Raw genomic sequence first — 18,308 nt, 5'->3', positions numbered from 1 at the left:
TGTATGGTTGACAAACAAGTCATTGAAGAAATCAAAAACAATGCCAACATTGTGGAAGTCATAGGAGATGTGATTTCTTTACAAAAGGCAGGACGGAACTATCTAGGGCTCTGTCCTTTTCATGGTGAAAAAACACCTTCTTTCAACGTTGTAGAGGATAAGCAGTTTTACCACTGTTTTGGTTGTGGTCGCTCAGGTGACGTCTTTAAGTTCATCGAGGAGTACCAAGGGGTTCCCTTTATGGAGGCTGTCCAGATCTTAGGTCAGCGTGTCGGGATAGAGGTGGAAAAAACGCTTTATAGTGAACAGAAGCCAGCTTCACCCCACCAAGCTCTTTATGATATGCACGAAGATGCAGCCAAATTTTATCATGCTATTCTTATGACAACGACCATGGGGGAGGAGGCCAGAAACTACCTTTATCAGCGTGGTTTGACAGATGAAGTGCTCAAGCATTTTCGGATTGGTTTAGCACCTTCAGAACGAAACTATCTCTATCAACGTTTGTCTGGTCAGTATCGTGATGAGGATTTCTTGGATTCGGGACTGTTTTATCTCTCGGATGCTAATCAATTTGTAGACACCTTTCACAATCGGATTATGTTTCCCCTGACAAATGACCAGGGAAAGGTCATTGCCTTCTCAGGTCGTATCTGGCAGAAAACGGATTCACAAACTTCTAAGTATAAAAATAGCCGATCGACTGCAATTTTTAACAAAAGTTACGAATTATATCATATGGATAGGGCAAAAAAATCTTCTGGAAAAGCCAGTGAGATTTATCTGATGGAAGGATTCATGGATGTTATTGCAGCCTATCGGGCTGGAATCGAAAATGCTGTGGCGTCCATGGGAACGGCCTTGAGTCGTGAGCATGTTGAGCATCTGAAAAGGCTAACCAAGAAGTTGGTTCTTGTTTACGATGGCGATAAGGCTGGGCAAGCTGCGACATTGAAAGCGCTGGACGAAATTGGTGATATGCCTGTGCAGATCGTCAGCATGCCTGATAACTTGGATCCGGATGAGTATCTACAAAAAAATGGACCAGAAGACTTGGCCTATCTATTAACGAAAACTCGTATTAGTCCGATTGAGTTCTACATTCACCAGTACAAACCTGAAAATAGTGAGAATTTGCAGGCTCAGATTGAGTTTATTGAAAAAATAGCTCCCTTGATTGTTCAAGAAAAGTCCATCACCGCTCAAAACAGCTATATTCATATTTTAGCTGACAGTCTGGCGTCCTTTGATTATGCCCAGATTGAGCAGATTGTTAATGAGAGTCGTCAGGCGCAAAGGCAGAATCGCATGGAAGGAATTTCCAGACCGACGCCAATCACCATGCCTGTCACCAAGCAGTTATCAGCTATTATGAGGGCAGAAGCCCATCTACTTTATCGAATGATGGAATCTCCCCTTATTTTGAATGATTACCGTTTGCGAGAAGATTTTGCATTTGACACACCTGAATTTCAGGTCTTATATGACTTGCTTGGTCAGTATGGCAATCTTCCTCCAGAAGTTCTAGCAGAACAGACAGAGGAAGTTGAAAGAGCTTGGTATCAAGTCTTAGCTCAGGATTTACCTGCTGAGATGTCACCGCAGGAACTTAGTGAAGTAGAGACGACTCGAAACAAGGCTCTCTTGAATCAGGACAATATGAGAATTAAAAAGAAGGTGCAGGAAGCTAGCCATGTAGGAGATACCGATACAGCCCTAGAAGAATTGGAACGTTTAATTTCCCAAAAGAGAAGAATGGAGTAATAATGGCAACAAAACAAAAAGAAGTAACAACATTTGACGTACAAGTAGCAGAATTTATCCGTAATCATAAACAAAAAGGGACAGCAACAGATGATGAAATCAATGCTAGTCTAGTTGTTCCTTTTACCTTGGATGCTGATGGGATTGAAGATCTCTTGCAACGAATTCAGGATGCAGGGATTTCAATCACAGATAACGAAGGAAATCCAAGTGCGCGTGTGCTTAGTGCAGAAGAAGAGCCAGAACTCAGCGATGAGGACTTGATTGGATCAACTTCGGCTAAGGTCAATGACCCTGTTCGTATGTACTTGAAAGAAATCGGGGTCGTTCCTCTCTTGACCAATGAAGAGGAAAAAGAATTGGCACTGGCTGTTGAAGCTGGCGATATTGAAGCCAAACAACGTCTTGCGGAAGCCAACCTTCGTTTGGTTGTTTCCATTGCCAAGCGTTATGTTGGCCGTGGTATGCAGTTCCTCGACTTGATTCAAGAAGGAAACATGGGCTTGATGAAGGCGGTTGACAAGTTTGACTATTCTAAAGGATTTAAGTTCTCAACTTATGCAACTTGGTGGATTCGTCAGGCTATCACTCGTGCTATTGCGGACCAAGCTCGTACCATTCGTATTCCAGTCCACATGGTTGAAACCATCAATAAATTGGTTCGTGAACAGCGTAATCTCCTTCAAGAATTGGGACAAGATCCAACGCCAGAACAAATTGCTGAACGTATGGATATGACTCCAGACAAGGTTCGTGAAATCTTGAAGATTGCCCAAGAACCAGTATCTCTTGAAACACCAATCGGTGAAGAGGATGATAGCCACCTTGGGGACTTTATCGAAGATGAAGTGATTGAAAATCCAGTGGACTACACAACTCGTATCGTCTTGCGTGAGCAGCTGGATGAGGTCTTGGATACTCTTACAGACCGTGAAGAAAACGTCTTGCGTCTACGTTTTGGACTAGATGATGGTAAAATGCGGACCCTTGAAGATGTAGGTAAAGTCTTTAATGTAACCCGTGAGCGTATCCGTCAGATTGAAGCCAAGGCTTTGAGAAAACTTCGTCAACCAAGTCGCAGCAAACCGCTTCGTGATTTTATTGAAGACTAAGAGTGAGGATAAATATGGCTTATACAGAAGAGCAAATTGAAAACATCAAAACACGAATTTTATCAGCCTTGGAAGAAGTGATTGACCCTGAGTTGGGAATCGATATTGTCAATCTTGGTTTGATTTATGAGATTCGTTTTGACGGCGACACAGGGCAAACAGAGATTGATATGACGTTGACAACTATGGGTTGTCCCCTAGCGGACCTTTTGACAGACCAGATTTATGATGCCATGACAGAGGTTCCAGAAGTAACGGATACTGAGGTCAAATTAGTCTGGTATCCAGCCTGGACCGTTGAAAAAATGAGTCGCTATGCACGCATTGCCCTAGGCATTAAGTAAACCTATAAAAGCATGTGAGAGACCGTTGGAAAAGTGAGGAAATTTCCCCCTCTTTTCCTCTAGTCTCTCCTTTCTTTTGCTGATTTTATTCAAAGAAAATGATATAATAGTAGTTATGGAAAAAAAGAAATTACGCATCAATATGTTGAGTTCAAGTGAGAAAGTAGCAGGACAAGGAGTTTCAGGTGCCTACCGTGAATTAGTTCGTCTTCTTCACCGTGATGCCAAGGACCAATTGATTGTTACAGAAAATCTTCCAATCGAAGCCGATGTGACTCACTTTCATACCATTGATTTCCCCTATTATTTATCAACCTTCCAAAAGAAACGCTCAGGAAGGAAAATTGGCTATGTGCATTTCTTGCCTGATACACTTGAGGGGAGTTTGAAAATTCCATTTTTCTTAAAGGGAATTGTGAAACGCTATGTATTTTCTTTTTACAACCGGATGGAGCACTTGGTTGTGGTCAATCCTATGTTTATTGAGGATTTGGTGGCAGCTGGTATTCCACGTGAAAAAGTGACCTATATCCCTAACTTTGTCAACAAGGAAAAATGGCATCCTCTTCCGCAAGAAGAAGTAGTCAGATTGCGAACAGAGCTAGGTCTTAGTGACAATCAGTTTATCGTAGTAGGAGCTGGTCAGGTTCAGAAACGCAAAGGGATTGATGACTTTATCCGTCTGGCTGAGGAATTGCCGCAAATTACCTTTATCTGGGCAGGTGGTTTCTCTTTTGGTGGTATGACAGATGGTTATGAACGTTACAAGAAAATCATGGAGAATCCACCTAAAAATTTGATTTTTCCAGGTATTGTATCGCCAGAGCGGATGCGCGAATTGTATGCCCTAGCGAATCTTTTCTTGTTGCCTAGTTATAATGAGCTATTTCCTATGACTATTTTAGAGGCTGCTAGTTGTGAAGCTCCGATTATGTTGCGTGATTTGGATCTCTATAAGGTAATTTTGGAGGGAAATTATCGGGCGACAGCAGATAGAGAAGAGATGAAAGAAGCTATTTTAGAATATCAAGCAAATCCTGTTGCCTTAAAAGAACTTAAAGAAAAGGCTAAAAATATTTCTAGAGAGTATTCTGAAGAGCATCTGTTACAAATTTGGTTGGACTTTTATGAGAAACAAGCCGCTTTAGGGAGAAAGTAAAAAGAGAGGTAATCTATGCGAATTGGTTTATTTACAGATACCTATTTTCCTCAGGTTTCAGGTGTTGCGACCAGTATTCGAACCTTGAAAACAGAACTTGAAAAGCAAGGGCACGCTGTTTTTATCTTTACGACGACAGATAAGGATGTCAATCGTTATGAAGATTGGCAAATTATCCGCATTCCAAGTGTTCCTTTCTTTGCTTTTAAGGATCGCCGCTTTGCCTACCGAGGTTTCAGCAAAGCACTGGAAATTGCTAAACAGTATCAGCTGGATATTATCCATACTCAGACAGAATTTTCTCTTGGCTTGTTGGGGATTTGGATTGCGCGAGAACTGAAGATTCCGGTCATCCATACCTATCACACCCAGTATGAAGACTATGTGCATTATATTGCCAAGGGGATGTTGATTCGTCCTAGCATGGTTAAGTATCTGGTTAGAGGTTTTTTACACGATGTGGATGGGGTTATTTGCCCGAGTGAGATTGTTCGTGACTTGCTATCTGACTATAAGGTCAAGGTTGAAAAACGGGTCATTCCAACTGGTATTGAGTTAGCTAAGTTTGAGCGTCCGGAAATAAAGCAGGAAAATTTGATAGAACTGCGTAGTAAACTGGGGATTCAAGATGATGAAAAGATGTTGCTTAGTCTTTCCAGAATTTCCTATGAAAAAAATATTCAGGCAGTATTAGCAGCCTTTGCAGAAGTTCTGAAAGAGGAAGACAAGGTCAAACTGGTGGTTGCTGGGGATGGTCCTTATCTGGATGACCTTAAAGAGCAAGCCAAGAAACTAGAGATTCAAGACTCAGTCATCTTTACAGGGATGGTTGCTCCTAGTGAGACGGCTCTTTACTATAAGGCAGCGGATTTCTTCATTTCAGCATCGACAAGTGAAACCCAAGGCTTGACCTACTTGGAAAGCTTGGCCAGTGGAACGCCTGTCATTGCACATGGAAATCCTTATCTGGACAATCTTATCAGTGATAAAATGTTTGGAACCTTGTATTATGGAGAACATGATTTGGCTGGAGCTATTTTAGAAGCCCTGATTGCAACGCCAGATATGAATGAGCATACCTTATCAGAGAAATTGTACGAGATTTCAGCTGAGAATTTTGGAAAACGAGTGCATGAGTTTTATCTGGATGCCATTATTTCAAATAACTTCCAGAAAGATTTGGCTAAAGACGATACGGTTAGTCAGCGAATCTTTAAGACAGTTTTGTATCTACCGCAACAGGTGGTCGCTGTGCCCGTAAAAGGCTCTAGACGCATGCTGAAGGCTTCAAAAACGCAGTTAATCAGCATAAGAGATTATTGGAAAGACCATGAGGAATAGAAAGAGGAACAGCCATGAAAAAACAATTAATGAGAAGTAGTCTTGATAAAAAGATTGCGGGTGTTTGTGCCGGAGTGGCCCATTATCTTGATATGGATCCAACTATCGTTCGCGTAATATGGGGTGTTCTTGCTTGCTGTTACGGAGCTGGGATTGTAGCTTATATCATTTTATGGATCATCGCACCTGTAGCAACTGACTATTGAAAACTAGCTGAATTCATGCTAAGATAATAGAAAATAGAATGTAATGAAGGAGAGAAAAATGGCATTTGGAGATAATGGAAATCGTAAAAAAACCTTTTTTGAGAAATTAACTTTAATTATCGTAGTTATTATGCTATTAGCAAGTATTTTGGGTATTTTTGCAACTGCTATTGGTGCCCTTAGTAATCTATAAAATAGATTCAAGAAAATTTTGTGACTGGGATTTCCCAGCCCTTTTTTAAAGTGAGAAGAAAAAATGAGTATGTTTTTAGATACAGCTAAGATTAAGGTCAAGGCTGGAAATGGTGGCGATGGTATGGTTGCCTTTCGCCGTGAAAAATATGTCCCTAATGGCGGTCCTTGGGGTGGTGACGGTGGTCGTGGAGGAAATGTAGTTTTCGTTGTAGATGAAGGACTACGTACCCTCATGGATTTCCGCTACAATCGTCATTTCAAGGCTGATTCTGGTGAAAAAGGAATGACCAAAGGGATGCATGGTCGTGGTGCCGAGGACCTTAGAGTTCGAGTGCCACAAGGAACAACTGTGCGTGATGCCGAGACTGGCAAGGTCTTGACAGATTTGATTGAACATGGTCAAGAATTTATCGTTGCCCACGGTGGTCGTGGTGGACGTGGAAATATCCGCTTTGCGACCCCAAAAAATCCTGCACCGGAAATCTCTGAAAATGGAGAACCAGGTCAGGAACGTGAGTTACAATTGGAACTTAAAATCCTTGCGGATGTTGGTTTGGTTGGTTTCCCATCTGTAGGGAAATCAACACTTCTAAGTGTTATCACCTCAGCTAAACCTAAAATTGGTGCCTACCACTTTACCACTATTGTGCCAAATTTAGGTATGGTTCGTACTCAATCAGGTGAATCTTTTGCAGTAGCTGATTTACCAGGTTTGATTGAAGGAGCTAGTCAAGGTGTTGGTCTGGGGACCCAGTTCCTCCGTCATATTGAGCGTACCCGTGTCATACTCCATATCATTGATATGTCAGCTAGCGAAGGCCGTGATCCTTATGAGGACTACCTAGCTATTAATAAAGAGCTGGAGTCATACAATCTTCGCCTCATGGAGCGTCCGCAGATTATCGTGGCAAACAAGATGGACATGCCTGATAGTCAGGAAAATCTTGCAGAATTCAAGAAAAAATTGGCTGAAAACTACGATGAATTTGAAGACTTACCAGCTATCTTCCCAATTTCTGGTTTGACCAAGCAAGGTCTAGCTACGCTCTTGGATGCTACAGCTGAATTATTAGACAAGACACCAGAATTCTTGCTCTACGACGAGTCAGATATGGAAGAAGAAGCTTACTATGGATTTGACGAGGAAGAAAAAGCCTTTGAAATTAGTCGTGATGACGATGCAACGTGGGTACTTTCTGGTGAAAAACTCATGAAACTCTTCAATATGACCAACTTTGATCGTGACGAATCAGTCATGAAATTTGCCCGTCAATTACGTGGTATGGGGATTGATGAAGCCCTTCGTGCTCGTGGTGCTAAAGATGGCGATTTGGTCCGCATTGGTAAATTTGAGTTTGAATTTGTAGACTAGGAGACTGGTATGGGAGATAAACCGATATCTTTCCGAGATGTGGATGGCAATTTTGTTTCCGCCGCAGATGTTTGGAATGAAAAGAAATTGGAAGAACTATTTAATCGTCTCAATCCAAATCGTGCTCTGAGATTAGCACGAACTAAAAAAGAAAATCCATCTCAGTAAAGAATATAACAAAATTCCGTGCCTCATCAGGACACGGAATTTTGTTATTCTTCAAAGAAAAATGGTGGAGCGAATTTTTTCAGTTCTTCAAAGCATCTTTGAGCAGCTTCTGCATCTTCACAGATGACAAGGCAGACATCATCACCACAGAGGGTAGCGATAGCGTCAGAGAAACTTAGTGCATCAATGATTGAACCAAAGGATTGCGCAAGTCCAGGAAGGGTTTTTAGTAGGACTTGGTGTTGAACTGGGCGCATCAAGACAAGAGCATCTTCCATATAAATTTCGAGACGTTTTTCCCATTTTGAGATAGAGCCTGTATTGAGCACGTAGTAAGAGTTGTCTTCTTCACGTACTTTTGAGAGGTTCATACTTTTAATATCTCTCGAAAGTGTAGCTTGTGTAACTTGAATATCATTATCAGCAAGAAGAGCTTGTAGCTCAGCTTGAGTATGAATCTTGTTTTTCGTTACAAGAGCTCGTATGAGTTGGTGTCGGTGTTCAGATTTATTCATAAAATATTACTCCTTGTACAAAGTACAGAAAGCGTGGACTGATCGAAATCGTCAGTCGAGTGGTAAGCGGTATTGTCACGTATGAAGATTTGAAAGTCAGTAGTATAGGACTAAACGGAGATAATCTCCTTCTTTTAACTTGTCACTAGTTTGGTGCAGATGAATTGGCTATTTATCCGTTTATTTACATTGGTATCCTCTACTAACAGTAAATCCTTCAATTTTGGTAGCATTTTGTCACGGCTTTTTGTGAATTTACACTAAACGGTAATTCACAGAGATTGTCCAACATGTGGTGTGGTAGCGTGTATGATAGAGGGTTACACATGTTGATTAGGGGTGTTAGTATCATTTGTCCAAGGTTCAGCAGCGGGGCTAGTATAATCTGTTCTTTGGACTGAATTTGATACCAAATTTATGTTTCATTAGACTATTCAAATGGAAATTTTTCCATCTTGAATGTCTGTTACATTATACCTTTTGACAAGGTAAGATAAGTGTAGACTGTTCAAGATCGACACTCAAGTGGTAGTCGGTATTGTCACGGATGGTGATTTCAAAGTCAGTAGTATAGAGAATTAGACGAAGAGTATCTCCTTCTTTTAACTTGTAAATAGTTGGCTGCAGTTCAAATTGGATATCCATCCATTCATCTGCAGTAATATCCTCTACTAACAGTAAATCGTTTCTATTCTGTAAATTAAGGTAACCTTTTGTCACGACTCGTTGTTCATTTTCACGAAATGGCAATTCACAGAGATTTTCCAACATATGGTAGCGACCATTGTCAATGGTTCTAGCACTTAATACAGCTGGATAAGGTTGTAGGTATTTCTTCTGTCCAAATTCTAGCAGTTGGGCAGATAAGAGCCCCTTATTTGTACTGGATTTGATACGAAGATTGAGTTGGGCACGACCGTTCAGGTGGAGATCCTTGGTCACAGGAAGGTCAATAGTAATCTGATTGACTTTCCCTTGATAGAGTTCTGTATTGAAGGTCTGGTAAGTCTTACCATAACGCTCAAAATCCTTATCTGAGTACTGGTTTTGAATAACTTGCTCTTCTTGACCAAGTGCGAAGGTTTCAAAGTTTTCTTGGCCACCAAAGTTATCAAGTGATAACCAAGTCTGAGGAGTTGTATTATCCTGCCAGATAACAGTAGGAAGTTGGTAATCCGTTTCCTGTCCCAGTAATTTCTTAGTCAATAAGGCGTTCATAGACTCACGGAAGTCAATGGACTGCCAGTTGTTCATGTACACATGGGCGCCATTATGGAAAAAGAGATGCTTGTTTATGTGAGCAGGAAGAGCATGAAACATCTGATAAACATGAAGTGGTTTAACATTCCAATCCTGAGAACCGTGAGTAAAGACAACATCTGCCTTTACTCTATCAGCATTGAGCAAATAGTTGCGGTCATGCCAAAATTGATTGTAGTCACCAGATTTGCGATCTAACTGCTCTTTTACTTTTTCTAAATCAGCTTGGTGAGCTTCATTACCACGAATAAAGTCGCCAGCCAAGAGATTACGAGAGTAGGTTAACTCAGCAAGGGAGTCAAAGTCCTCACCTGGATAGCCACCTGGGCTAGTTACCAGACCGTTTTCACGGTAATAGTTGTACCAAGATGAAATGCCAGCCTCGGCAATAATGACTTCTAAGCCATCTACACCAGTAGTGGCAAGACCATTGGACATGGTACCTAGATAGGAAAGTCCAGTTGTAGCTACTTTTCCATTTGACCAGTCAGCCTTGACTTGACGTTGGCGCGTGTGGTCAGTGAAAGCACGGCAACGGCCATTAAGCCAATCGATGACATTTTTATAAGCCTCGATTTGCTGGTAGTCTCCGTTAGTCATGAAACCAGTAGAGTCTTTGGTACCAACACCTGAGACATACAGATTGGCAAAACCTCGTGGAAGGAAGTAGTCGTTGAGAGTATAGCTAGCGTTGATGTGCGTTAGCTTTTCCTCAGTTTCTGACACAAGCTCAGCTTGACCTTGAGGTTGGACGAGATTTAGTTGAGGTTCCTCTAGCTCAATCTTGTGAGCAGGTTTAACCTCGAGATTGCCCTCCATCTTGTAAAGAGCTTTATCGCTGGCTTTATCATTTGTTCCCTGATGATAAGGACTTGCTGTCATGATAGCAGGAATTTGCCCGTCATAACGAGGACGAATAATGCTGACCTTGACTAGGTCTGGAAGACCTTTTTGGTCAGTATCGACACGAGACTCAACGTAAACGACTTCTCGAATGGCATCATGGCTAGAAAAAGTAGCCAAACTCTTGCCGTTAAAGTAGTGGTAGGTATTATCTTCAGGGATAAGACCATCACTTACCAGTTGATCAATCAGGATATTTCCCTTTTTGGTGCGAGTATTGAGTAACTGATAGAGATTTTCAATCAAGTCACCATATACAATGGGAAAACCAGTCTCTTTACGAAAAACATCACTGTCTTCAAAGTCAATCAAGTAGGAAAAACCTAAGAGTTGAAAGGCTACAGTATAGAAAATATCTGCAGTCAGTTCTTTGTCTGACTGAAAAAATGTCAGTAAGTCAGTTTCTTTATCAACTGCTAAACTGGATAGGGGATAGGTGCTATCTTTGTAATTAAAAAAGAAACGAATAAGAAACGCTTCAAGCGTTTTTTTATTTGTAATGTTGACCGGTAAATCGAATCCATACTTTTTTAATTCAAAGATAATTGTATCTCTAGGTAGCGCAAAATAGCTGAATTGATTAAAACGCATAAAACCTCCTATTTATGAAATATATTAAGGTTATTATATCAAAAAATAGAGAGAAAAGGAACTATAAAATTTAAAAGAAATTATCATAAATAAAAATAAGTGTCTATGAAATAAACATGTAAAATGATAAGCTTAAATACAACAATATTAGTGATGCTATTGAAAATCGAGCAAGGATTGTCTATTCAACTATGATTTGAGTTATTAGATATTAAAGCATCAGTAATAGTAATAGAAATTTAAAGAAAATGGTATAATATAGTGAGAACGATAGAGGAGAAGTGTAAATTGATCGCACAACTAGATACAAAAACAGTCTATAGTTTTATGGAGAGTGTCATTTCAATCGCCAAGTATGTGAGAGTAGCAAAAGACTATGGATACACTCATCTGGCTATGATGGATATTGACAATCTTTATGGGGCTTTTGACTTTCTAGAGATTACAAAAAAATATGGAGTTCATCCTTTGTTAGGGCTTGAAATGAATGTCCTTGTAGATGATAAAGATGTAAATCTGCGCTTTTTAGCTCTATCTAGTGTGGGCTACCAGCAGTTGATGAAACTTTCAACAGCTAAGATGCAGGGGGAGAAAACTTGGTCGGTTCTGTCTCAGTATCTTGAAGATATTGCTGTAATTGTGCCTTATTTTGAAGAACTTGAGTTGTTAAATCTAGGCTGTGATTACTATATAGGGGTTTACCCAGAAACACTAGCAAGCGAATTTCATCATCCTATTTTGCCATTGTATCGGGTCAATACATTTGAAAGTAAGGATAGAGAAGTTCTTCAAGTATTAACAGCGATTAAAGAAAATCTACCACTCAGAGAAGTTCCCTTGCGTTCGAGACAAGATGTTTTTATATCAGCAAGTTCTTTAGAGAAACTATTCCAAGAACGTTTTCCTCAAGCCTTGGAAAACTTAGAAAAGCTTATTTCAGGTATTTCTTATGACTTGGATACTAGTTTGAAACTGCCTCGTTTTAACCCAGCTAGACCAGCAGTAGAAGAATTAAGAGAACGTGCTGAATTGGGGCTTGCTCAGAAGGGGTTAACTGGTAAAGAATATCAAGACCGTCTAGACCAAGAATTGGCTGTTATTCATGATATGGGCTTTGATGATTATTTTTTGGTTGTTTGGGATTTATTGCGTTTTGGACGTTCGAATGGTTACTATATGGGAATGGGACGAGGTTCCGCAGTTGGTAGCTTGGTTTCCTATGCTTTAGACATTACAGGGATTGACCCAGTAGAGAAAAATCTGATTTTTGAACGCTTCCTCAATCGTGAACGCTATACCATGCCTGATATTGATATTGATATTCCAGATATTTATCGTCCAGATTTTATCAGATATGTTGGTAATAAATATGGTAGTAAACATGCGGCTCAAATCGTTACTTTTTCTACCTTTGGGGCCAAGCAAGCTTTACGTGATGTCTTGAAACGTTTTGGTGTGCCAGAGTATGAATTATCTGCAATTACTAAGAAAATCAGTTTTCGTGATAATCTCAAGTCGGCTTATGAGGGTAACCTCCAGTTTCGTCAGCAAATCAATAGTAAGTTAGAATACCAAAAAGCCTTTGAAATTGCCTGCAAGATTGAGGGATATCCAAGACAAACCTCTGTCCATGCAGCTGGTGTTGTAATTAGTGACCAAGATTTAACCAATTACATCCCTCTAAAGCATGGTGACGAAATTCCACTGACTCAGTATGATGCTCATGGAGTTGAATCTAGCGGGCTATTGAAAATGGACTTTCTGGGATTGCGAAATTTGACATTTGTCCAGAAAATGCAAGAGTTGCTTGCTGAATCAGAAGGTATTCACCTTAAAATTGAAGAAATTGATTTGGAAGACAAAGACACCCTAGCTTTGTTTGCGTCTGGTAATACAAAAGGTATCTTTCAATTTGAGCAACCTGGTGCCATTCGCCTACTCAAGCGTGTTCAACCAGTCTGTTTTGAAGATGTCGTAGCAACTACTTCCCTAAATCGACCAGGTGCAAGTGACTACATCAATAATTTTGTGGCAAGAAAGCATGGGCAAGAAGGAGTGACGGTTCTGGATCCAGTACTGGAGGATATTTTGGCTCCAACTTACGGAATTATGCTCTATCAGGAGCAGGTTATGCAGGTTGCCCAGCGATTTGCTGGATTTAGTCTTGGGAAGGCCGATATTTTGCGTCGAGCTATGGGTAAAAAGGATGCCTCTGCTATGCATGAGATGAGGGCTTCCTTTATTCAGGGAGCATTAGAAGCTGGTCATACTGCGGAAAAAGCAGAGCAGGTTTTTGATGTTATGGAGAAGTTTGCAGGTTATGGATTTAATAGATCTCATGCCTATGCCTACTCAGCCTTGGCCTTCCAGTTGGCTTATTTTAAAACACATTATCCAGCCATCTTTTATCAGATTATGTTGAATTCTGCCAACAGTGATTATGTAACAGATGCCTTAGAAGCAGGTTTTGAAGTAGCCCCATTGTCCATCAATACTATTCCCTATCACGATAAAATTGCCAACAAGTCTATCTATCTAGGTTTGAAATCAATTAAGGGGCTCAGCAAGGATTTGGCGCTTTGGATTATTGAACATAGACCTTATTCTAATATTGAAGATTTTTTAGCTAAACTACCTGAGAATTATTTGAAACTTCCTTTGCTGGAACCTTTGGTAAAAGTTGGTCTTTTCGATTTATTTGAAAAAAATCGTAAAAAAGTATTCAATAATTTAGCTAATCTATTTGAATTTGTGAAAGTATTAGGAAGCTTATTTGGAGAGACCATTTATAGTTGGCAAGATTCGGAGGACTGGTCGGAGCAAGAAAAATTCTACATGGAACAAGAGCTTCTAGGAGTAGGCGTGAGCAAACATCCTCTACAAGCTATTGCAAGTAAGGTTATTTATCCGATTACCCCAATTGGAAATTTGTCAGAAAATAGCTACGCTATTATTTTGGTTGAAGTTCAGAAAATAAAAGTAATTCGTACCAAAAAGGGCGAAAACATGGCTTTCTTACAGGTAGATGACAGTAAGAAAAAATTGGATGTTACACTTTTTTCAGATTTATATCGACAGGTTGGACAGGAAGTAAGAGAAGGAGCCTTCTACTATATCAAAGGGAAAGTCCAGTCACGTGACGGTCGTCTGCAAATGATTGCACAAGAAATAAGAGAAGCAGTGGCTGAACGCTTCTGGATTCAGGTGAAGAATCATGACTCGGATCAAGAGATGTCACGTATTTTAGACCAGTATAAAGGCCCAATCCCAGTCATTATCAGGTATGAAGAGGAACAGAGAACAATTGTTTCTCCCAACCATTTTGTAGCTAAATCTGATGAATTAGAAGTGAAATTGGATGAAATCGTTATGAAAACGATTTATCGCTAAAATTACGGAAAATAGAAGAATTTTCAATGTAAATGTGGTATAATCAGTAAGAATGTTAAAAGAAAAAGGAGCATAACCAAATGAAACGTATTGCTGTTTTGACTAGTGGTGGAGACGCCCCTGGTATGAACGCTGCCATCCGAGCAGTTGTTCGTCAAGCAATTTCAGAAGGAATGGAAGTGTTTGGTATCTATGATGGATATGCTGGTATGGTTGCCGGTGAAATTCATCCCCTAGATGCAGCTTCAGTAGGAGACATCATTTCTCGTGGTGGTACTTTCCTTCACTCAGCTCGCTACCCAGAGTTCGCTCAACTTGAAGGGCAACTTAAAGGCATTGAGCAATTGAAAAAACACGGGATTGAAGGTGTAGTTGTTATCGGTGGTGACGGATCTTACCACGGTGCTATGCGTTTGACTGAACATGGCTTCCCAGCTATCGGTCTTCCAGGTACAATCGATAACGATATCGTTGGTACTGACTTTACAATCGGTTTTGATACAGCGGTTACGACTGCTATGGACGCTATCGATAAGATTCGTGATACGTCATCAAGTCACCGTCGTACTTTTGTTATCGAAGTTATGGGACGTAACGCAGGTGATATCGCTCTTTGGGCAGGTATCGCAACTGGTGCTGATGAAATCATCATTCCTGAAGAAGGCTTCAAGATTGAAGATATCGTAGAAAGCATTAAATGTGGTTATGAGTGTGGTAAAAAACACAACATCATCGTCTTGGCAGAAGGTGTGATGTCTGCAGCTGAATTTGGTCAAAAACTAAAAGAAGCTGGGGATACAAGCGACCTTCGTGTGACAGAACTTGGACATATTCAACGTGGTGGTTCTCCAACTGCGCGTGACCGTGTTTTAGCATCACGTATGGGTGCACATGCTGTTAAACTTCTTAAAGAAGGTATCGGTGGTGTTGCGGTTGGTATCCGTAATGAGAAAATGGTTGAAAACCCAATTCTTGGAACTGCAGAAGAAGGAGCATTGTTTAGCCTCACTGCAGATGGTAAGATTGTGGTTAACAACCCACACAAGGCTGACCTTGAGCTATCTAGCTTGAATAAGAGCTTGTCATAATTTATAATTTAGTTAATAAGACCAAAAAGGTCATATATATAAAGGAGTCACAAAAATCATGAACAAACGTGTAAAAATCGTTGCAACTTTGGGACCTGCGGTAGAAATCCGTGGTGGTAAAAAATTCGGTGATGACGGATACTGGGGCGAAAAACTTGATGTTGAAGCTTCAGCTAAAAACATTGCTAAATTGATTGAAGCTGGTGCTAACACATTCCGTTTCAACTTCTCACACGGTGATCACCAAGAACAAGGTGACCGTATGGCAACTGTTAAACTTGCTGAAAAACTTGCAGGTAAAAAAGTTGGTTTCCTTCTTGATACAAAAGGACCAGAAATCCGTACTGAATTGTTTGAAGGAGATGCAAAAGAGTACTCTTACACAACTGGTGAGAAAATCCGTGTTGCTACTAAACAAGGAATCAAATCAACTCGTGATGTAATCGCATTGAACGTTGCTGGTGCTCTTGATATCTATGATGATGTTGAAGTTGGTCGTCAAGTTTTGATTGACGATGGTAAACTTGGTCTTCTCGTTGTTGCTAAAGATGATGCAACTCGTGAATTTGAAGTTGAAGTGGAAAATGACGGTGTTATTGCTAAACAAAAAGGTGTAAACATCCCTAACACTAAAATTCCTTTCCCAGCTCTTGCTGAACGTGATAACGATGATATCCGCTTTGGTCTTGAACAAGGTATTAACTTCATCGCGATTTCATTCGTCCGTACTGCAAAAGACGTTAACGAAGTTCGTGCAATCTGTGAAGAAACTGGTAACGGCCACGTTCAATTGTTCGCTAAAATCGAAAACCAACAAGGTATCGACAACTTGGATGAAATCATTGAAGCTGCTGACGGTATCATGATCGCTCGTGGTGACATGGGTATCGAAGTACCATTTGAAATGGTTCCAGTTTACCAAAAAATGATTATTACTAAAGTGAACGCAGCAGGTAAAGTTGTTATCACAGCAACAAACATGCTTGAAACAATGACTGAAAAACCACGTGCAACTCGTTCAGAAGTATCAGACGTATTCAACGCTGTTATCGACGGTACTGACGCTACAATGCTTTCAGGTGAGTCTGCAAACGGTAAATACCCACTTGAGTCAGTAACTACAATGGCTACAATCGACAAGAACGCTCAAACTCTTCTTAACGAATACGGTCGCTTGAACTCAGATTCATTTGAACGTAACTCTAAGACAGAAGTAATGGCTTCAGCTGTTAAAGATGCTACTAACTCAATGGATATTAAATTGGTTGTAACTCTTACTAAGACAGGTCACACTGCACGTTTGATCTCTAAATACCGTCCAAATGCTGACATCTTGGCATTGACATTCGACGAATTGACAGAACGTGGATTGATGTTGAACTGGGGTGTTATCCCAATGTTGACAGATGCTCCATCTTCAACTGACGATATGTTCGAAATTGCTGAACGTAAAGCAGTTGAAGCAGGTCTTGTACAATCTGGCGACGATATCGTTATCGTAGCTGGTGTACCACTTGGAGAAGCTGTTCGTACAAATACAATGCGTATCCGCACAGTACGCTAATTAAAATAAAAAGCCTATCATATTAAGCTTTCTAGCCTGTATGATGGGCTTTTTTTGTCCATGGGGCAAAAATGGGGCAAAATTTTTTACTTTCGATTTAATGCGACGGTATCAAGTGCGTCAAGTACTGCTTGCTTCAGACCTTTTGTAACGTGAGTATAGATCTAATTGGTAGTTTTTCGGATTTATGCCCAAACTGTGACATGATAGCTTTTAAAGTTATGTTGTTTTTTACGTAAACTTCATAAAATGTTTAGTTCAAATACAGATAAAAAATAACTCCCTGATGACTCAAGGAGTTATTACTATCTAAATTAGTTTTTAGAAGCAGCTTGGAATTCTGGGTTTTTCCATGCTTCGTCAATAATAGCTTGTAATTCATTTGCAGATGCTTGCATTTTTTGAGTTTCAGCGTCGTTCAATGGGATATTTACTGGACGAACAATACCATGTGCACCTACAACAGCTGGTTGACCGATAAAGACGTTTTTAACTCCGTATTGACCTTCTTGGAATACTGAAAGTGGAAGTACTGCGTTTTCATCGTCAAGGATTGCTTTAGTAATACGAGCAAGGGCTACTGCGATACCGTAGTATGTTGCACCTTTTTTGTTGATGATTGTGTAAGCTGCATCACGAACACCTTCGAACAATTCAATCAATTCAGCTTCTTGAACATTTTGAGTGTCTTTAAGGAATTCTTCAAGGTTTACACCAGCGATGTTAGCGTGTGACCAAACAGCGAACTCAGAGTCACCGTGTTCACCCATAATGTAGGCGTGGACTGAACGAGCATCAACATCCAATTTTTCAGCAAGTGCTTGACGGAAACGAGCTGAGTCAAGTGAAGTACCTGAACCGATAACGCGTTCTTTAGGGAATCCAGAGAATTTCCAAGTTGAGTAAGTCAAGACGTCAACTGGGTTAGCAGCAACAAGGAAGATACCTTTGAAACCTGATTCAACAACTTGAGTTACGATTGATTTGTTGATAGCAAGGTTTTTACCTACAAGGTCAAGACGAGTTTCACCTGGTTTTTGAGGCGCACCTGCAGTGATTACAACAAGGTCAGCGTCTGCACAGTCAGAGTATTGAGCTGCATAGATTTTTTTAGGTGAAGTGAAGGCAAGGGCGTGACTAAGGTCAAGCGCGTCACCAACAGCTTTTTCATGCAATTGTGGAATTTCGATAATTCCAAGCTCTTGTGCAATTCCTTGGTTAACAAGTGCAAAAGCGTAAGAAGAACCTACAGCACCATCACCGACAAGGATAACTTTTTTGTGTTGTTTAGTTGAAGTCATTATTCTAAACATCTCCTTAATTTTATTCAGGGGTT

The 18,308-nt window shown here is 40.3% G+C and carries 15 protein-coding genes; 12 read left to right on the top strand and 3 right to left on the bottom strand.

From position 1 onward, the window contains the following. The first annotated feature begins 3 nt into the window (after positions 1 to 3). From dnaG to D8836_RS08435, 9 genes are all read left to right on the top strand, one after another. Positions 4 to 1,764: a DNA primase gene (gene dnaG / locus D8836_RS08475; RefSeq protein WP_125393716.1), complete on the top strand. Its 1,761-nt coding sequence runs from the start codon at positions 4 to 6 to the stop codon at positions 1,762 to 1,764. 2 nt (positions 1,765 to 1,766) lie between these two features. Then, positions 1,767 to 2,876, top strand: coding sequence for an RNA polymerase sigma factor RpoD (gene rpoD, locus D8836_RS08470; RefSeq protein ID WP_000201905.1), 1,110 nt, complete (start codon positions 1,767 to 1,769; stop codon positions 2,874 to 2,876). 14 nt (positions 2,877 to 2,890) lie between these two features. After that, positions 2,891 to 3,220 carry a metal-sulfur cluster assembly factor gene (locus tag D8836_RS08465; RefSeq protein WP_000331925.1) on the top strand — a complete coding sequence of 110 codons (330 nt, stop codon included), beginning with the start codon at positions 2,891 to 2,893 and terminating at the stop codon, positions 3,218 to 3,220. A 115-nt stretch (positions 3,221 to 3,335) separates the two neighbouring features. Next, positions 3,336 to 4,379, top strand: a complete 1,044-nt coding sequence (cpoA, locus tag D8836_RS08460; RefSeq protein WP_185761624.1) for an alpha-galactosylglucosyldiacylglycerol synthase — start codon at positions 3,336 to 3,338, stop codon at positions 4,377 to 4,379. Positions 4,380 to 4,394: 15 nt separating this feature from the next. Beyond that, on the top strand, positions 4,395 to 5,720 hold the full coding sequence (locus D8836_RS08455; RefSeq protein ID WP_125393715.1) for a glycosyltransferase family 4 protein: 1,326 nt from the start codon (positions 4,395 to 4,397) through the stop codon (positions 5,718 to 5,720). Between the two features lie 29 nt (positions 5,721 to 5,749). Further along, positions 5,750 to 5,926, top strand: coding sequence for a PspC domain-containing protein (locus tag D8836_RS08450; RefSeq protein ID WP_125393714.1), 177 nt, complete (start codon positions 5,750 to 5,752; stop codon positions 5,924 to 5,926). Between the two features lie 58 nt (positions 5,927 to 5,984). Then, positions 5,985 to 6,119: a DUF4044 domain-containing protein gene (locus tag D8836_RS08445; protein WP_049499369.1), complete on the top strand. Its 135-nt coding sequence runs from the start codon at positions 5,985 to 5,987 to the stop codon at positions 6,117 to 6,119. 63 nt (positions 6,120 to 6,182) lie between these two features. Further along, positions 6,183 to 7,493 (top strand): GTPase ObgE, encoded by a 1,311-nt coding sequence (obgE, locus tag D8836_RS08440; protein ID WP_125393713.1) that lies wholly within the window; start codon positions 6,183 to 6,185, stop codon positions 7,491 to 7,493. Between the two features lie 9 nt (positions 7,494 to 7,502). Next, positions 7,503 to 7,661 (top strand): hypothetical protein, encoded by a 159-nt coding sequence (locus D8836_RS08435; RefSeq protein WP_049546460.1) that lies wholly within the window; start codon positions 7,503 to 7,505, stop codon positions 7,659 to 7,661. A gap of 44 nt (positions 7,662 to 7,705) precedes the next feature. Here the strand turns inward: D8836_RS08435 and D8836_RS08430 are convergent, their stop codons facing one another. Next, positions 7,706 to 8,176, bottom strand: coding sequence for an arginine repressor (locus D8836_RS08430; RefSeq protein ID WP_020902899.1), 471 nt, complete (start codon positions 8,174 to 8,176; stop codon positions 7,706 to 7,708). A 471-nt stretch (positions 8,177 to 8,647) separates the two neighbouring features. After that, positions 8,648 to 10,930 (bottom strand): Xaa-Pro dipeptidyl-peptidase, encoded by a 2,283-nt coding sequence (locus tag D8836_RS08425; protein WP_125393712.1) that lies wholly within the window; start codon positions 10,928 to 10,930, stop codon positions 8,648 to 8,650. A gap of 288 nt (positions 10,931 to 11,218) precedes the next feature. On the opposite strand from D8836_RS08425, the gene D8836_RS08420 reads away from it, so the two are divergent. The 3 genes from D8836_RS08420 to pyk all read left to right on the top strand — a co-directional run bounded on the left by D8836_RS08420 (position 11,219) and on the right by pyk (position 16,972). Beyond that, on the top strand, positions 11,219 to 14,320 hold the full coding sequence (locus D8836_RS08420) for a DNA polymerase III subunit alpha (RefSeq protein ID WP_185761623.1): 3,102 nt from the start codon (positions 11,219 to 11,221) through the stop codon (positions 14,318 to 14,320). Positions 14,321 to 14,400: 80 nt separating this feature from the next. Then, positions 14,401 to 15,408 (top strand): 6-phosphofructokinase, encoded by a 1,008-nt coding sequence (gene pfkA / locus D8836_RS08415; RefSeq protein WP_000820863.1) that lies wholly within the window; start codon positions 14,401 to 14,403, stop codon positions 15,406 to 15,408. Between the two features lie 58 nt (positions 15,409 to 15,466). Further along, on the top strand, positions 15,467 to 16,972 hold the full coding sequence (gene pyk / locus D8836_RS08410; RefSeq protein ID WP_125393710.1) for a pyruvate kinase: 1,506 nt from the start codon (positions 15,467 to 15,469) through the stop codon (positions 16,970 to 16,972). Between the two features lie 314 nt (positions 16,973 to 17,286). Here the strand turns inward: pyk and D8836_RS08405 are convergent, their stop codons facing one another. Then, positions 17,287 to 18,273: an L-lactate dehydrogenase gene (locus tag D8836_RS08405; RefSeq protein WP_000204729.1), complete on the bottom strand. Its 987-nt coding sequence runs from the start codon at positions 18,271 to 18,273 to the stop codon at positions 17,287 to 17,289. Positions 18,274 to 18,308 lie beyond the last annotated feature (35 nt).

Origin of the sequence: Streptococcus mitis (assembly GCF_003942995.1) — a bacterium.
In the GTDB taxonomy this organism is placed as follows: Bacteria; Bacillota; Bacilli; order Lactobacillales; family Streptococcaceae; genus Streptococcus; species Streptococcus mitis_CV.
This window is presented reverse-complemented; position numbering and strand designations above follow the sequence as displayed.

Excerpts from the sequence above, each read along its gene's own strand:
- D8836_RS08465 (WP_000331925.1), top strand. The coding sequence starts at position 2,891 with ATGGCTTATACAGAAGAGCAAATTGAAAACATCAAAACACGAATTTTA.
- cpoA (WP_185761624.1), top strand. The coding sequence starts at position 3,336 with ATGGAAAAAAAGAAATTACGCATCAATATGTTGAGTTCAAGTGAGAAA.
- pfkA (WP_000820863.1), top strand. The coding sequence starts at position 14,401 with ATGAAACGTATTGCTGTTTTGACTAGTGGTGGAGACGCCCCTGGTATG.
- D8836_RS08430 (WP_020902899.1), bottom strand. The coding sequence starts at position 8,176 with ATGAATAAATCTGAACACCGACACCAACTCATACGAGCTCTTGTAACG.
- dnaG (WP_125393716.1), top strand. The coding sequence starts at position 4 with ATGGTTGACAAACAAGTCATTGAAGAAATCAAAAACAATGCCAACATT.
- D8836_RS08425 (WP_125393712.1), bottom strand. The coding sequence starts at position 10,930 with ATGCGTTTTAATCAATTCAGCTATTTTGCGCTACCTAGAGATACAATT.
- D8836_RS08435 (WP_049546460.1), top strand. The coding sequence starts at position 7,503 with ATGGGAGATAAACCGATATCTTTCCGAGATGTGGATGGCAATTTTGTT.
- D8836_RS08455 (WP_125393715.1), top strand. The coding sequence starts at position 4,395 with ATGCGAATTGGTTTATTTACAGATACCTATTTTCCTCAGGTTTCAGGT.
- D8836_RS08445 (WP_049499369.1), top strand. The coding sequence starts at position 5,985 with ATGGCATTTGGAGATAATGGAAATCGTAAAAAAACCTTTTTTGAGAAA.
- pyk (WP_125393710.1), top strand. The coding sequence starts at position 15,467 with ATGAACAAACGTGTAAAAATCGTTGCAACTTTGGGACCTGCGGTAGAA.
- D8836_RS08450 (WP_125393714.1), top strand. The coding sequence starts at position 5,750 with ATGAGAAGTAGTCTTGATAAAAAGATTGCGGGTGTTTGTGCCGGAGTG.
- rpoD (WP_000201905.1), top strand. The coding sequence starts at position 1,767 with ATGGCAACAAAACAAAAAGAAGTAACAACATTTGACGTACAAGTAGCA.
- D8836_RS08405 (WP_000204729.1), bottom strand. The coding sequence starts at position 18,273 with ATGACTTCAACTAAACAACACAAAAAAGTTATCCTTGTCGGTGATGGT.
- obgE (WP_125393713.1), top strand. The coding sequence starts at position 6,183 with ATGAGTATGTTTTTAGATACAGCTAAGATTAAGGTCAAGGCTGGAAAT.